The 14,124-nt window shown below is 73.1% G+C and carries 12 protein-coding genes; 5 read left to right on the top strand and 7 right to left on the bottom strand.

The window, feature by feature from the left end; all coding sequences use genetic code 11:
• Positions 1 to 161: 161 nt before the first annotated feature.
• From ACTJK8_RS07835 to ACTJK8_RS07825, 3 genes are all read left to right on the top strand, one after another.
• Positions 162 to 1,547 (top strand): AmpG family muropeptide MFS transporter, encoded by a 1,386-nt coding sequence (locus ACTJK8_RS07835; protein ID WP_024831043.1) that lies wholly within the window; start codon positions 162 to 164, stop codon positions 1,545 to 1,547.
• A 25-nt stretch (positions 1,548 to 1,572) separates the two neighbouring features.
• Positions 1,573 to 2,511, top strand: coding sequence for an EcsC family protein (locus tag ACTJK8_RS07830; RefSeq protein ID WP_012317632.1), 939 nt, complete (start codon positions 1,573 to 1,575; stop codon positions 2,509 to 2,511).
• An 82-nt stretch (positions 2,512 to 2,593) separates the two neighbouring features.
• Positions 2,594 to 3,253, top strand: a complete 660-nt coding sequence (locus tag ACTJK8_RS07825; RefSeq protein WP_012317633.1) for an MgtC/SapB family protein — start codon at positions 2,594 to 2,596, stop codon at positions 3,251 to 3,253.
• 18 nt (positions 3,254 to 3,271) lie between these two features.
• On the opposite strand, the gene ilvA is transcribed toward ACTJK8_RS07825, so the two are convergent.
• The 5 genes from ilvA to ACTJK8_RS07800 all read right to left on the bottom strand — a co-directional run bounded on the left by ilvA (position 3,272) and on the right by ACTJK8_RS07800 (position 8,918).
• A complete protein-coding gene (gene ilvA / locus ACTJK8_RS07820; RefSeq protein ID WP_076729411.1) occupies positions 3,272 to 4,888 on the bottom strand; it encodes a threonine ammonia-lyase, biosynthetic in 1,617 nt (538 codons plus the stop codon).
• 1 nt (position 4,889) lies between these two features.
• Positions 4,890 to 5,237: a diacylglycerol kinase gene (locus ACTJK8_RS07815; RefSeq protein WP_012317635.1), complete on the bottom strand. Its 348-nt coding sequence runs from the start codon at positions 5,235 to 5,237 to the stop codon at positions 4,890 to 4,892.
• Positions 5,234 to 6,292 carry an AbrB family transcriptional regulator gene (locus tag ACTJK8_RS07810; RefSeq protein ID WP_012317636.1) on the bottom strand — a complete coding sequence of 353 codons (1,059 nt, stop codon included), beginning with the start codon at positions 6,290 to 6,292 and terminating at the stop codon, positions 5,234 to 5,236. The genes ACTJK8_RS07815 and ACTJK8_RS07810 overlap by 4 nt, the downstream gene beginning before the upstream one ends.
• Positions 6,293 to 6,402: 110 nt before the next feature.
• A complete protein-coding gene (locus tag ACTJK8_RS07805) occupies positions 6,403 to 7,893 on the bottom strand; it encodes an argininosuccinate lyase (RefSeq protein WP_440761763.1) in 1,491 nt (496 codons plus the stop codon).
• Between the two features lie 89 nt (positions 7,894 to 7,982).
• Positions 7,983 to 8,918 carry a LysR substrate-binding domain-containing protein gene (locus tag ACTJK8_RS07800; protein ID WP_043073138.1) on the bottom strand — a complete coding sequence of 312 codons (936 nt, stop codon included), beginning with the start codon at positions 8,916 to 8,918 and terminating at the stop codon, positions 7,983 to 7,985.
• Positions 8,919 to 9,054: 136 nt separating this feature from the next.
• Here ACTJK8_RS07800 and ACTJK8_RS07795 point away from each other — a divergent pair, with 136 nt between their 5' ends.
• Both ACTJK8_RS07795 and ACTJK8_RS07790 read left to right on the top strand, forming a co-directional pair.
• Entirely contained in the window at positions 9,055 to 10,644 is a 1,590-nt protein-coding gene (locus tag ACTJK8_RS07795) for a catalase (protein WP_063109991.1), read from the top strand.
• An 84-nt stretch (positions 10,645 to 10,728) separates the two neighbouring features.
• Entirely contained in the window at positions 10,729 to 11,205 is a 477-nt protein-coding gene (locus ACTJK8_RS07790; protein ID WP_012317640.1) for a cupin domain-containing protein, read from the top strand.
• On the opposite strand, the gene ACTJK8_RS07785 is transcribed toward ACTJK8_RS07790, so the two are convergent.
• Together ACTJK8_RS07785 and lnt are read right to left on the bottom strand one after the other, a co-directional pair.
• On the bottom strand, positions 11,195 to 12,412 hold the full coding sequence (locus ACTJK8_RS07785) for an MFS transporter (protein ID WP_043073139.1): 1,218 nt from the start codon (positions 12,410 to 12,412) through the stop codon (positions 11,195 to 11,197). The two genes, ACTJK8_RS07790 and ACTJK8_RS07785, sit on opposite strands and share 11 nt — an antisense overlap.
• Positions 12,409 to 14,040, bottom strand: coding sequence for an apolipoprotein N-acyltransferase (lnt, locus tag ACTJK8_RS07780; protein ID WP_440761762.1), 1,632 nt, complete (start codon positions 14,038 to 14,040; stop codon positions 12,409 to 12,411). The genes ACTJK8_RS07785 and lnt overlap by 4 nt, the downstream gene beginning before the upstream one ends.
• Positions 14,041 to 14,124: the final 84 nt, after the last annotated feature.

The following is a 14,124-nucleotide window of genomic DNA, read 5'->3' as shown; positions in this document are numbered from 1 at the left end:
GCGCCACCATCGCGCTCCGACCGCGGGACGTGGACACCGCGTTAAGCAAGCTTCTACCAAGATTGGGGCGCAAGACAGCACGATCCAGCGAGAACAGGTGCGGCGTAAGGCTGCCACGATTTCGCGGGATCAAGGCCACGAACGCTCAGGAGTTCCATGCCATGGCGAACCAGCCACAGGCGACGCGTCGCTTCCGGCTCCGCGACATCGTCGAGGACCGGCGGATCGTGCTCATGCTGGCCCTCGGATTCTCGTCCGGCCTGCCGCTGCTCCTGGTGCTGGGGACCTTCACGCTCCGCCTCGCCTTCTCGGACATCGACGTGCGGGCGATCGGCCTGTTCAGCTACGTGGCGCTGCCCTACTCGCTGAAGTTCCTCTGGGCGCCCGCCATCGACCGCCTGAACGTGCCGGTGCTGAGCGCCCGCCTCGGGCGCCGCCGCGCCTGGATGGTGACGACGCAGGCCGCGGTCGCCCTGTGCCTGATCCTGATGGCCTTCTCGGATCCGAAGACGAACCTCGCGCTCCTGGGCCTCGGGGCCTTCCTGGTGGCGTTCTGCGCGGCCAGCCAGGACGTCGTGATCGACGGCTGGCGCATCGACGCCGCCGGCAGCGACTTCCAGGGCATCCTGGCGGCGACCTCGAACCTCGGCTACCGCATCGGCCTGATCACCGCCGGCGCGGGGGCGCTGTTCATCGCCTCGGCGGGGGGCTGGACGCTGGCCTACCTGATCATGGCCGCGCTCATGCTGGTCGGGATGATCGCCGCCTTGCTGGCCCCGGCCTTCGACGCGCCGCGCGCGGCGCGAGCCGAGACGCCCGGCCGGTCCCGGTTCTGGTCGATGCGCCGCGCCATCCTGGAGCCGCTGACCGAGCTGCACGGCCGGTTCGGCGGCGCGCTCTGGGGCATCCTCCTGCTCGTGGCCCTGTTCCGGCTGCCCGACTTCCTGTCCGGCGTGATGGCGAGCCCGCTCTACCGGACGCTGGGCTTCGACCTGAAGGAGATCGCCACCGTCACCAAGCTCTACGGCATCTGGGTCGGCATCGCGGGCGGCTTCGCGGGCGGCTGGGCGCTGGCCCGGCTCGGCCTGTTCCCGACGCTGCTGCTGGGCGCCTTCCTGGCCGCCGCCTCACACCTCGCCTTCGCGTGGCTGGCGGCCGGCGCGCCCGAGATCTGGCGCCTGACGGTGGCCATCTCCATCGAGAATTTCTGCGGCTCCTTCGCGGGGATCGTGCTGATCGCCTACATGTCGAGCCTCACCAGCCCGGCCTACGCGGCGACGCAGTACGCGCTGTTCTCCTCGCTCTACGCGCTGCCGGGCAAGCTGATCGCCGGCTCGTCGGGCTTCGTGGTCGCGGCGATCGGCTATCCGGCCTTCTTCGTCATGACCTCCTTGGTGGGAATCCCCGTCCTGGCGCTCTGCCTGGCGGTCGGGCGGCGGAGCGGGCGGGCGGAGGCCGCGGCGCCGGCGCGGGACGCCCAGGAGCCGGGGAACCGCATCCCGGGGCCCGAGCTTCCTACCACGGCGCGCGCCCCGGGGGCCGCGTGAGTGGGACAGATCCAGGGATCGACGGATGAGCACGAGCGACCTCACCCTCGCCGGCGAGACGCTGCCGGCGGAGACGCCAGAGACGGTGCTGAGCGACGCGGATCTCGCCGCCCTGCGCCGTGCCGTGCAGGTGCTGGAGCGACCGAGCCTCGCGGCGCGGCTCTCCGCGGCGGCCGGCGCGCCCCTCGACATCATCGGCCGATCGCTGCCGGCCCCGGTCACCGAGGCGGTCAGCCGCAGCACCGAGGTGGCCATGCGGGGGGCGCTGCGGGTCGCCCTGGCGACGCTGCCGCGCAAGGAGCTCGTCCCGGCCGAGGGCGAGGGGTTCGGCGCCGTCGCCGCGAAGGCCGAGGGCCGTCTCGCGCGGCTGCTCGGCTCGGGCGACGCCAAGCACAAGGCGATGGCGGCGCTCTCGGGCGCGGTCGGCGGCGCGTTCGGCCTCGCCACGCTGGCGGTCGAGCTTCCGGTCTCGACCACGCTGATGCTGCGCTCGATCGCCGAGATCGCCCGGGAGGAGGGGGAGAATCTGGAGACGCCCGAGGGCGCGCTCGCCTGCGTGCAGGTCTTCGCCCTCGGCGGCCGGGCCATGGCCGAGACCGAGGCGGGCTCGGCGCTCACCGAGAGCGGCTACTTCGCGGTCCGCGCCGCCCTGGCCAAGACGCTGTCGGAGGCCGCCCGCTACGCCGGGAGCAAGACGCTCCTCGACCAGTCGGCGCCGGCGCTGATCCGCTTCACCGCCCAGATCGCGGCGCGCTTCGGTCTGGTGGTCTCCCAGAAGGTCGCCGCGCAGGCGGTGCCGATCCTCGGCGCCTTCGGCGGGGCGGCGGTCAACACCGCCTTCATGAATCACTTCCAGTCGACCGCGCGGGCGCATTTCACCGTGCGGCGGCTGGAGCGCGCCTACGGTGCCGCCGCCGTGCGGGCCGCCTACGAGGTCGAGAAGGCGGCCCTCGGGATCGCTTGATCCGCCCGCGGTAAAGCCGCAAGGATCCGGGCCATCCGCACGGGGCGGAGGCACGGAGGCGGCTCTGATCGGCAACGGCGAGATGGTGGCCCGGCTGGCGATGGCGGCCCTGTTCGGCAGCGTGATCGGCCTGGAGCGGGAGCGGCTGCTCTGGGCGGCTGGCCTGCGGACCCACATGCTGGTCTGCGTCGGTTCCTGCCTGATCATGCTGGTCTCGGCCTTCGGCTTCGCCGACGTGCTGGGCGCCGAGCACGTCGTGCTCGACCCGTCCCGCATCGCCGCGCAGGTGGTCTCCGGCATCGGCTTCCTCGGCGCGGGGACGATCCTGCTGCGGGGCGAGGTCGTGAAGGGCCTCACCACGGCGGCGAGCCTGTGGGGCGTGGCGGCGATCGGGCTGGCGATCGGCAGCGGCCTCTACGTTCCGGCGCTGGCCGCGACCGCGCTCATCGTCGGCATCCTGGCCGGCGTGAAGCCCTTCGAGGAGCGCTGGCGCGACCGGATGCGCGCCCAGACGCTGCGGCTGACCGCCCGTCGGGGCACCATGTCGATCGACACCCTGCAGGCGGCGACGGGCGAGCGCGCCTCGCGCGTCCGGACCTTCACGGTCCGTCCGGGCCCCGACCCCGACCACGACGAGGTCACCATCACCTTCGTGCGCCTGTCGCGGACGAGCTTCGAGACGATCGCGGCGAAGCTGCGGGCGATGCCGGACGTCACCTCCGTCGACGTGGCGGAGAGCTGACCGCGTCCGACGCGGTGCTCAGCGCGCCCCGGCGCCCTCGCCGTCGAGGAACAGGCGGTACGCCGGGTTCTCGGTCTCGTCGGTGGCCGGGTAGCCGAGCGCCTCGATGACGGCGTCGAACCGGGCGCGCTCGGCCGGCGGCACCGCGATCCCGGCGAGCACCCGGCCGTAATCGGCGCCGTGGTTGCGGTAGTGGAACAGCGTGATGTCGAAGTCCGGGCCCAGCGCTTCCAGGAACTTCATCAGCGCGCCCGGCCGCTCCGGGAACTGGAAGCGGAACAGGCGCTCGTGCGCCACGCCGACGGCCCGGCCGCCGACCATGTAGCGGACGTGGACCTTCGCCATCTCGTTGTCGCTCATGTCGAGGACGCGGTAGCCGGCCTCCCGCAGCGAGCCGATCAGCTCCTGCTTCTCGCGCTTGCCGCCGCCGACGTTGATGCCCACGAAGATCTGCGCCTCGGAGCCCGGGGCGTGGCGGTAGTTGAACTCGGTGACGGCGCGCGGACCGAGCGCCTGGATGAAGGCGCGATAGGCGCCCGGACGTTCCGGGATCGTCACGCCGATCAGGACCTCGCGCTGCTCGCCGATCTCGGCGCGCTCGGCGATGTGGCGCAGGCGGTCGAAGTTCAGGTTCGCCCCCGACGAGATCGCGATCAGCGTGCCGTCGCCGCCCTCGCGCTCGGCGTAGAGCTTGGCACCGGCGAGGCTCAGCGCCCCGGACGGCTCGGAGACCGCGCGGGTGTCGTCGAAGATGTCCTTCACCGCGGCGCACATGGCGTCGGTGTCCACGGTGATGACCTCGTCGAGGTGCTCGCGGCAGAGCCGGAAGGTCTCCTCGCCGGCCTGCCGCACGGCGACGCCGTCGGCGAACAGGCCGACGCTGGGCAGGCTGACCCGGGTGTCGGCCGCGAGCGCCGCGGCCATGCAGGCGGCGTCCTCGGGCTCGACGCCGATCACCTTGGTGCCGGGCCGCAGGTACTTCACGAAGGTGGCGATCCCGGCGGCGAGCCCGCCGCCGCCCACCGGCACGAAGATCGCCTCGATCGGGCCGGTATGCTGCTCCAGGATCTCCTTGCCGATGGTGCCCTGGCCGGCGATCACGTCCGGATCGTCGAAGGGATGCAGGAAGGTCAGGCCCTGCTCGGCCTCGAGGATCTTGGCCTGCGCCAGCGCCTCGTCGAAGGCGTCGCCGTGCAGCACGACCTCGGCCCCGCGGGCCCGGCAGGCATCGACCTTGATGGAGGGGGTGGTGCGCGGCATGACGATCACGGCGCGCGCGCCGAGCTTGGCGGCGGCGAGCGCGACGCCCTGCGCGTGGTTGCCCGCGGAGGCGCAGACCACGCCGCGGGCGATCTGGTCGGGCTGCAGGCCCGACATCTTGTTGTAGGCGCCGCGCAGCTTGAACGAGAAGACCGGCTGGAGATCCTCGCGCTTGAGCAGGACCGGCCGGCCGAGCCGCTGCGTCAGGCGCGGCATCGGATCGAGGGGGCTCTCGATCGCCACGTCGTAGACGCGGGCGGTGAGGATCTTGCGGATGTAGTCCGTCACGGTGTGGAGTCTCGGCCGATGCGCGGGGCGATGCCGGCCAGATAGACCCTCCGGCCCGCGGATGCGAGCGCGGCCCGCGCGCGGCAGGTCAGCCGAGGCGTTCCACCAGCGCGGCCACCCAGACGAGCAGCGCCGCCATCTGCGCCATGAAGGTGCCGGCGGAGGCGAGGTCCTTCACGGTGCCGATCATCGGGTGATGCCCCGGATGGACGTGGTCGCAGAGCTTCTCGACGGCGGTGTTCAGGAACTCCGCGGCCAGCATCAGCAGGAGGCTGACCATCAGGGCGACGCGCACCCAGAGCGTCGCGCCGAGGAACAGGGCGACCGGGATGCCCAGGGCCAGGAGCACGAGTTCCTGGCGCACGGCCCGCTCGGTGCGCGCGCCGTGGCGCAGGCCGCGCCAGGAGTTGAGGAAGGCGAGGACCAGGGCGTTCATCGGATGGCGGCCTCCGGCACGGACCGGCTGATCCACTTGGCGAGCAGCGGGCCGGTGAGCAGCACCACGAACAGGCGCAGGGTCTGGACGGCGAGCACGAAGGAGACGTCCGCCTTCGAGCCGACCGCGATGATCGCCACCGAGTCGAGCCCGCCCGGGCTCGTGGCGAGGATCGCGGTCAGCAGGTCGATGGGCAGCAGCAGGGTCAGCCCCCAGCCCCAGGCCGCGCAGAGGGCGATGACCGAGGAGGTCGCCGCCAGGATGCCCGGCAGGGCGGTGACGGTCAGGCGCAGGGTCTCCCGGGTGAAGCGCAGGCCCACGTAGATGCCGATGCAGGCGTAGGCGAGCTCGAGGAGCGGCACCGGCAGCGCCATGCGCACGAGCCCGGTGGCGTGGAGCAGGCTGCCGAGCACCATCGGCCCGACCTGCGCGCCCGCGGGAACCCGCAGGGCGAGCGCCGCGCCCGCGCCCACGACGGCGACCGCGAGCGTCGCGAGCAGCGAGAGCGGGCCGGTGACCTCGCCCACACCGGCCGACGCGCCCGCGACCGGCGTCTCCATCAGGAAGCGGGCCGCCAGCGAGGCCGAGAACACCACGGCGGCGACGCGCACGTACTGCATGAAGGCGACGAGGCGCGGATCGGCGCCGAAATCCTCGGCCATCGCCACCATGGCGGACGCGCCGCCGGGGGAAGATCCCCAGGCCGCCGTGGTGCCGGGAAGCACGCGCAGGCGGGTCAGGATCCAGCCGACGAGGCCGCTGACCGCGACGGTGACCAGCACGACGGCGACGATGAGCGGCCCGTCCTCCAGCAGGGTCTGGGCGATCTGCCCGGTGACGGCGTGCGCGACGAGGCAACCGATCGCCGCCTGGGAGGCCTGGAACGCGGCCCGCGGGACGCGCAGGCGCGACCCGCCGACACCGAAGGCGATGGCCGCGATCATCGGCCCGAGCAGCAGCGCGGCCGGGAACTGCGCCTGCATCAGGCCGTACGACACGGCCGCCGACGCGGCGGCGAGGGCGGCCCAGAGGCCGAGAGTGCGGAGAGGGGGCAAGGCGACCGATCGGGAGAGGCCCGCTTCAGCCGGCAGGCGTCAGGCGCGCGCTATACCGCAATATTGGCCCTGTCACGGCAGAGTTTCGGCACGGCGCCCCCGCGCCGGGCTCAGGGCTCGCGCGTCAGGGCCGCGAAGGCGGCGTCGAGCCGCGCCCGGGCGTCGGCCAGGCCCGTGCGGCGGGCGTCGAGCCAGTCGCGGTCGGTCCGCAGCCGCGTCTGCGCGGCGCCCAGCATCCGCCGGACCTCCGCGGGCTGCGGACCGCCGAGGCCCTTCGCGGCGTCGATCATGCCGCGGGCCGAGAGAGCCGCCCGGAAGCGGGCCTCGTCGAGGGGCAGGTCCGGCGTCAGCCCCGACCCCGCCGCGGCCTCGGCGTAGATGCGCCGCACCTCCGGGAAGGGCAGGTCGGCCGGGCGCAGGTCGTGGCTGCGGCCGTAGCTCACCAGCTCGGACGCGAAGTGGTGGCCGAGCCGGAACGGAACGTCGGCCTCGCGCTGGAGCGTGTCGGCGAGCTCGGTGGTGGTGGAATAGTCCGCCGCGACCTCGTCGGCGGCGCGCGCCCGGTCGACGACCAGCCCGTCGAGGACGCGGGTCCAGCGCCGGCACATCTCGGCGGCCTCGGCCAGGGTCCGCCCGGGCGGCTCGGCCTGGTTGCGCTTGTAGTCCGGCATGCCGGAATCGACGTTGTGCGCCATGATGACGAAGGCCTGCGCGGCCCCCACGACGTCGCTGGCCTTCATGCGCAGGCTGTAGAGCGCGACGGGGTTGCGCTTCTGCGGCATGATGCTGCTGGGCCCGGTCAGCGCGCCCTCCCGCAGCAGGATCCAGGGCCGGGTCTGGTGGTACTGCGCGTAGAGGTCCTGCGCGAAGCTGCCGGCCGTGGTGGCGAGGTTCGCCGCGAGCCCGGTCAGCTCGATCCCCATATCCATCGGCGCGAGCTGGCCGGAATCGTAGCTGTTCTCCACCGGCGCGTCGAAGCCGAGCAGCGCCGCCAGCCGCTCGCGGTTCACCGGGAAGCTCGACGTTCCCAGGGCGGCCGCGCCCAGGGGCGACAGGTTCAGCCGCGCCCAGGTCTCCCGGAGACGGTCCGCGTCGCGGGCGAGGACGGCCGCGTAGCCCAGATAGATGTGGCCGAGCGTCGTCGGCTGGGCCTGGACGCCGTTGGTGTAGGCCGGGACGATCGTGTCGGCCTCGCGCTCGGCCACGGTCAGCAGGGCCGCCCGGGTCTCGTCGAGCGCCTTGGCGAGGTTCAGGAGGCGGTCGCGCTGCTCGAGCTTCAGCACCGTCGGGATGATGTCCTGGCGGCTGCGCCCGGAATGCATCCGGGTCGCGTCGGCGCCCGCGATGGCGGTGATCAGCGGCTCGATCCGCAGGTAGTCGTCCGGCCGCTCCGCACCCGGCTTCGCGGCGTCGGCGGCGACCCGGTCGAGGGCGCGGGCGATGGTCGCGCCCAGCGCCCGCGGCACGATGCCGGTCTCCACCGTCATGACCAGAGAGGCGCGGTTGATCTGGTCGATCCGGGCGAAGCTGTCCTTCGGCTCGGCGCAAGCCCCCGCGGGCACCAGCAGCGCCAGTGCGACCCAGACCATCGTGCGCCGCATCGAGCCGCTCCCTGCCGTCTCAGTCCTGATAGACCCGTCGCGGCCCGCCTTCCTATTCACAACTGTATAATGCGGGCGTTTGCGGCGGCTCAGGCGACGGTCTCGCCGTCGCGGCAGGCGGCCGTGCCCGCCGGCGCGTGCGCGCGGAAGAAGGCGGCCAGGCTCGCGAGCCCGGCGGCGCGCGGGTCGCTCGCGCGCCAGACCAGCGCGATGGTCCGCCCGGGACCGTCGACGTCGAAGGCGCGGGTGACCGTCAGGCCGCTGGGATCGGGATTCGACGGTACCGCCAGGGCCGGGAGCAGCGTGTAGCCGGCGCCGGCCGCCACCATCGAGCGGAGCGTCTCCAGGCTGGTGGCGTGGCGGCCGACCGAGGAGCCGGCGCCGCAGGCCGCGATCGTCTGGTCGCGCAGGCAGTTGCCCTCGTCGAGCAGCAGCAGGTCCGGGCCGGCGATCTCGGTCGCGGAGAGCGCGCCGCCCCGGGCGAGGGCGTGCTCGGCCGGGCAGGCGAGCCAGAACGGCTCGACGAACAGCGGCGAGACCGCGAGCCCATGGGACGGCAGCGGCAGCGAGACCAGGGCCGCGTCGATGCGGCCGTCGCGCAGGCCCTCGACGATGTCGGCCGTCCGGGATTCCGACAGCGAGAGCATCAGCAAGGGGTACTGCTCGCGCAGGGGCCGCAGCACCAGCGGGAAGAAGTAGGGACCGAGCGTCTGGATCGCCGCCAGCACGAGACGCCCGGTGAGCGGCGAGCCGCGGCCCTCGCTGGCCAGCGCCAGCAGACGCTGCGCCTCCGCCAGGACGACCCGCGCCTGCCGGACGATGGCCTGCCCCGCTTCGGTCAGCAGGATCCGCCGGTTCGACCGCTCGAACAAAGTCAGGCCGAGCGCGGTTTCCAGCTTACGGACCTGCACGCTCAGCGTCGGCTGGCTGACATTGCAGCGCTCGGCGGCCCGGCCGAAATGCCCCTCGTCGGCGACGGCGACGACGTATTCGAGATCGCGGAGCGAGAGACCGGCCAGGTTCATAGGCTGCGTCTATCAGAACCTTTGTGACGATGCATTTGCCTCGGGGTCATGCCGCGGTCATAACCCTTCACCAGAACGGTTCCAGGCTGACCCCGCTGTCCACCGAGAGCCTTCGCAGAACGGAGAGACGGTACGCATGAGCGATCAACGCCCGATCCTGACCACCCGCCAGGGCCACCCGGTCCGCGACAACCAGAGCACCCGCACGGTCGGTGAGCGGGGCCCGGCCACGCTCGAGAACTACCAGTTCATCGAGAAGATCACGCATTTCGACCGCGAGCGGATCCCCGAGCGCGTCGTCCACGCCCGCGGCGCCGGCGCCCACGGCTGGTTCGAGGCCTACGGCAAGATCGGCGACGAGCCGGCCTCCAAGTACACCCGCGCCCGCGTGCTGAACGAGACCGGCGTCAAGACGCCGATGTTCGTGCGCTTCTCCACCGTCGCCGGCGCCAAGGAGAGCCCGGAGACCGAGCGCGACCCGCGCGGCTTCGCGGTCAAGTTCAAGACCGTCGACGGTAACTGGGACCTCGTGGGCAACAACCTCAAGGTCTTCTTCATCCGCGACGCGATCAAGTTCCCCGACATGATCCACGCGTTCAAGCCGGATCCGGTCACGAACCGCCAGGAGGCGTGGCGCTTCTTCGACTTCGTGGCCCAGCACCCCGAGTCGATCCACATGGTGACGCACCTGAAGTCGCCCTGGGGCATCCCGGCCAATTACCGCGAGATGGAGGGCTCGGGCGTCAACACCTACAAGCTGGTCAACGACCAGGGCGAGGCGGTGCTCTGCAAGTTCCACTGGATCCCCAAGCAGGGCGTCCGGAACCTGACCTCGCAGCAGGCCTCCGAGATCCAGGCCAAGGATGTGGGCCACGCGACCCGCGACCTGTACGACAACATCAAGGCCGGCAATTTCCCCGAGTGGGAGTTCGCCGTGCAGATCATGCCGGACGGCCCGAACGACCACCTGTCGTTCGACCCGCTGGACGACACGAAGCTGTGGCCGGTCGACCAGTTCCCGCTGCTGCCCTGCGGCCGGATGGTCCTCGACCGGGTGCCCGACAACTTCTTCGCCGAGGTCGAGCAGTCGGCCTTCGGGACCGGCGTGCTGGTCGACGGCATCGACTTCTCGGACGACAAGATGCTCCAGGGCCGGACGCTGTCCTACTCGGACACGCAGCGCTACCGCGTCGGCGCCAACTACCTGCAGCTGCCGATCAACGCGCCGCAGCCCGGCGTGAAGGTCTACTCGAACCAGCGCGACGGTCAGATGGCCTACACGGTCGACGGCACCGGCCCGAACAAGCACATCAACTACGAGCCCTCGACGCTGGCCGAGGGCCTGCGCGAGGCGCCGAAGCCCGCGAAGGACTACCACCAGCCGGTGGAGGGGCGGCTCGGTCGCTACCAGACCTCGCGCACCGAGGACGACTACACCCAGGCCGGCGTGCGCTACCGCTCCTTCGCGGATTGGGAGCGCGACGACCTGATCGCCAACCTCGTGGCCGACATGAAGCAGTGCCCGGAGCCGATCCAGCTGCGGATGGTCTGGCACTTCTGGCACGCCGACGAGGATTACGGCCGCCGCGTCGCCGAGGGCGCCGGGATCGATCTGGAGAAGGCCAAGGCCCTGCCGCCGCTGCCGGGCCGCGCCGCCCCGGGCAAGCGCCTGCAGTCCGAGACCTACACGGACGGCTCGCAGGCCCACCGGGTCGCCGCCGAGTAAGCCTCGGGCGCGCGCTCACCGATGCAGCCCCGCGCGGTCACCCGGCCGCGCGGGGTTCTCGTTTGGGGAACGGACGGGGCGAAGATGGCGAGTGTCGTGCACCGCGGGCCCGGCCCGAACGCCGTCATCGGCGGCATGCGGGTCACCTACCTGGCGCGCAGCGACGAGACGGCCGACGGCCTCGGCATCTACCGGGTCGCGATGGATCCCCGGACACCGGGTGCCGGGCTGCACCGCCACGCCCGGCTGACCGAGACGTTCTCGGTCGAGGCGGGCCGGCTCGCGCTCCGCGTCGACGGTGCGGACCACGAGCTCGGCCCGGGCGACTTCGCGCTGATCCCGCCCGGCATCGCGCACGCCTTCGCCAACCCCGGCGACCGGCCGGTGCGCTTCACGCTGAGCTTCGCGCCGGCTCTCGGTCGCGAGGGCTTCTTCGAGGGTCTGGCACGGCTGGCCGCGGAGGGACGCCTCGCCGATCCGGCCGCGATGACCGACCTGATGGCGCGCTACGATCAGGAACCGCTGGCCGGCTTCGCCGGCTGGAGCACCGTCAGCGGCTGAGCAGCGGCTGAGCGGCCGCCTCCTGCGGCTCGGGCTCGGCCGCGCTGACCTTCCGGTCGCGCCCGGCGGCGAGGCCGATCAGGATCGCCGCCACGGTGATGCCGACGAACAGGGCCCCGGGGACGGCCCAGCCGCCGGTCGCCTCGTGGGCCAGACCGAAGACCAGCGGCCCCAGCGCGGCGCAGGTGTAGCCGATGCCCTGCGCCATGGCCGAGAGGCCGGCGGCGCTGGCCGCGTCCGCCGCGCGCAGCACGATCAAGGTCAGGCCGAGCCCGAAGCAGCCGCCGATCCCGAAGCCCAGCGCGCAGGCGGCGGGGATCCGGAGGGAATCCGCCCCGAAGGCGAGGACGACGAAGGCCGCGGCGGTCAGGCCGGGAATCACGACGATCCAGGCGCGCTGGTCGCGGGCTCGGGCCGCCAGCATGGCGACCAGCAGCGCGCCCGGCGCCTGCACCAGCGTCGCCAGCGAGGCGTACAACCCGGCGTTGAGCGGCGTCAGGCCGCGGCCCTGCAGCAGCAGCGGCAGCCAGCCGAACAGGATGTAGGCGAGCGAGGATTGCAGGCCCATGAAGCCCGTCACCCACCATGCCAGCGGGTTGCGGAGCAGCCGCCCGGCCGAGGGCGCGGCCGTCGAGGCGGTCCGGCGGGCGAACGGGATCCACACGAAGGCCGCGACCAGCGCGGGCAGCGACCAGACCGCCAGGGCGGAGGGCCAGCCGCCGCCGAGGGCGTGCTCCACCGGCACCGACGCGCCGGCGCCCGCGGCCGCGCCGAGGCACAGGGTCATCGTGTAGAGGCCGGTCATCAGGCCGCCGTTGCCGGCGAAATCGCGCTTCACCAGCGCCGGCAGCAGGACGTTGTCGAGCCCGATCCCGATCGCCGCCAGCGCCGTCCCGGCGAAGAGCGGCACGAGGCCGCCGAGACCGCGGAGCGTCAGGCCGGCGACGAGGATCGTCGAGCCGGCGAGCACCGCGAGGTCGGGCCCGATCCGGCGGATCAGCGGGGCGGCGAGCGCGCAGGCGATGCCGAGGCACAGGACCGGCAGCGTCGTGAGGATGGCGGCGCCGCCGGCACCGAGGCCCGTGCCGTCCCGGATCGTCGCCAGCAGGGGGCCGACCGTGCTGAGCGCCGGGCGCAGGTTGAACGCGACCAGCATCAGCGCGAGGCCGAGCAGGAACCGGTTCGCGGTCGCCCTGTCCGAACTCACGGCCGCCGCCGCGCGATCACGGCCCCGCCCAGGCAGGCGGCCAGCATCAGCGCGAAGGCGGCGTCGCCGAACTGGCCGTAGAGCGTGCCGCCGACGATGCGGGCGGGCAGGTCGGCGTCGAGCCAGGTCTCGGTGTCGAGCGCGGTGCGGGCGACGACGCGGCCATGCGGGTCGATCACCGCGGAGATCCCGGTATTGGCGTCGCGCACGAGCGGCAGCCCCTCCTCGACGGCGCGCAGGCGCGCCTGGGCCAGGTGCTGGCGCGGTCCCGGCGTGTCGCCGAACCACGCGTCGTTGGTGACGTTCAGGATCAGCCCCGGCGGCCGCGGCGCCGGGGCGGCGTGGCCGGCCGGCAGGATCGCGCCCGGGAAGATCGCCTCGTAGCAGATCGTCGCCGCCACCGGCGGCAGGCCCGGCACCGTCAGGATCCGCTGGCCGGCGAGCGACCCGGCCGAGAACCCGCCGGGGACCGCCACGAACTGGCGCAGGCCCACGGCCCGCAGGGCAGCGTCCAGGGGACCCGGCAGGTACTCCCCGAACGGGACGAGGTGGACCTTGTCGTAGCTGTCGGAGATCCGGCCGTCCGGACCGATCACCATGACGGCGTTGTAGAAGCGCAGGCGCTCGCCCGGCAGCGGCTCCTCGGCGCGGGCCGCCCCCGTGATCAGCTGCTGCCCGGGCTTCAGGCCCGCCGCCACCTTGGCCAGGGCGTCGGGATCGCGCTGGATCAGGAACGGGAAGGCGGATTCCGGCCAGACGATGTGGGTCGGCTCCGGCGCGCCGGCCTCCGTCGGGCGCTGGCTCAGCTCGATGTAGCGGTCGACGATGTCGGCCCGGTTCTCGGGCCTGAACTTGGCGTCCTGGGGCAAATTGGGCTGAACGAGCCGCAGCCGGACACCGGCCACCACCGGGTCGGGCGGCCCGAGCCGCTCGGCGCCGTAGAGCGCCATGCCGACGAGCGCGATCGCGGCGGCCGCGCTCGGCCCGAACTGGGCGCGCGGGTTCGAGCCGGTGGCGATCGTCGCGGGCGCCGCGCAGATCAGGGCGGCCAGGATGCCCAGGCCGTAGAGCCCGATCGCGGCCGCCCACTGCATCAGCCAGAGGTTCTGGGCCAGAGCCATCCCGAGGGTGTTCCAGGGAAACCCCGTGAACAGGTGGCCGCGCAGCCAGTCCGCCGCGCCGAGCCCGAAGGCGAGGGCGGCGATCCGCGCCGCGCCGCGGCCCCACAGCAGGCCCGCGGCGCCGAAACCGGCGCCGTAGAACAGGCCGAGGACGAAGGGCAGTCCGATCACGCCGAGCGGCAGAGCCCAGAGAAACTCGTCGGCCTCCACCAGGAAGGCCTGGCCCAGCCACCAGAGCCCGGCCGTGAGGTAGCCGAAGCCCCAGGCCCAGCCGATCAGGAAGCAGGGCCAGAACCGCCGGAGGGTGGTCCGGTCGGCGGCGGCACCGTCCTGCAGCCAGACCGCGACCGTCAGGGAGACCGCGAGGGCCGGCAGGAGACCGTAGGGCGGCATGGCCAGCGCCCCGAGGGCGCCCGCGAGCCACGCCACACCGAGGCGGCGCCAGCCGGTCAGGCGCGCGATCGCCAGCACCGCGCCGGGCACGCGCGCCCGCTCCGGATCGGACATCGGACCCGGAACCGGCCCGCGCATCGGCGCGCCGGCCGCCGCGGGCGACCGGGCGAAACCGTCCGCCAAGCTCGTCACGCCGCG

The organism is Methylobacterium sp. 22177 (assembly GCF_052045615.1).
Taxonomy (GTDB): domain Bacteria; phylum Pseudomonadota; class Alphaproteobacteria; order Rhizobiales; family Beijerinckiaceae; genus Methylobacterium; species Methylobacterium radiotolerans.
The sequence above is the reverse complement of the archived record's forward strand: the minus strand, read 5'-3'. Positions and strand labels throughout refer to the sequence as shown.

Excerpts from the sequence above, each read along its gene's own strand:
- ACTJK8_RS07835 (WP_024831043.1), top strand. The coding sequence starts at position 162 with ATGGCGAACCAGCCACAGGCGACGCGTCGCTTCCGGCTCCGCGACATC.
- ACTJK8_RS07830 (WP_012317632.1), top strand. The coding sequence starts at position 1,573 with ATGAGCACGAGCGACCTCACCCTCGCCGGCGAGACGCTGCCGGCGGAG.
- ACTJK8_RS07825 (WP_012317633.1), top strand. The coding sequence starts at position 2,594 with ATGGTGGCCCGGCTGGCGATGGCGGCCCTGTTCGGCAGCGTGATCGGC.
- ACTJK8_RS07815 (WP_012317635.1), bottom strand. The coding sequence starts at position 5,237 with ATGAACGCCCTGGTCCTCGCCTTCCTCAACTCCTGGCGCGGCCTGCGC.
- ACTJK8_RS07805 (WP_440761763.1), bottom strand. The coding sequence starts at position 7,893 with ATGCGGCGCACGATGGTCTGGGTCGCACTGGCGCTGCTGGTGCCCGCG.
- ACTJK8_RS07800 (WP_043073138.1), bottom strand. The coding sequence starts at position 8,918 with ATGAACCTGGCCGGTCTCTCGCTCCGCGATCTCGAATACGTCGTCGCC.
- ACTJK8_RS07795 (WP_063109991.1), top strand. The coding sequence starts at position 9,055 with ATGAGCGATCAACGCCCGATCCTGACCACCCGCCAGGGCCACCCGGTC.
- ACTJK8_RS07790 (WP_012317640.1), top strand. The coding sequence starts at position 10,729 with ATGGCGAGTGTCGTGCACCGCGGGCCCGGCCCGAACGCCGTCATCGGC.
- lnt (WP_440761762.1), bottom strand. The coding sequence starts at position 14,040 with ATGTCCGATCCGGAGCGGGCGCGCGTGCCCGGCGCGGTGCTGGCGATC.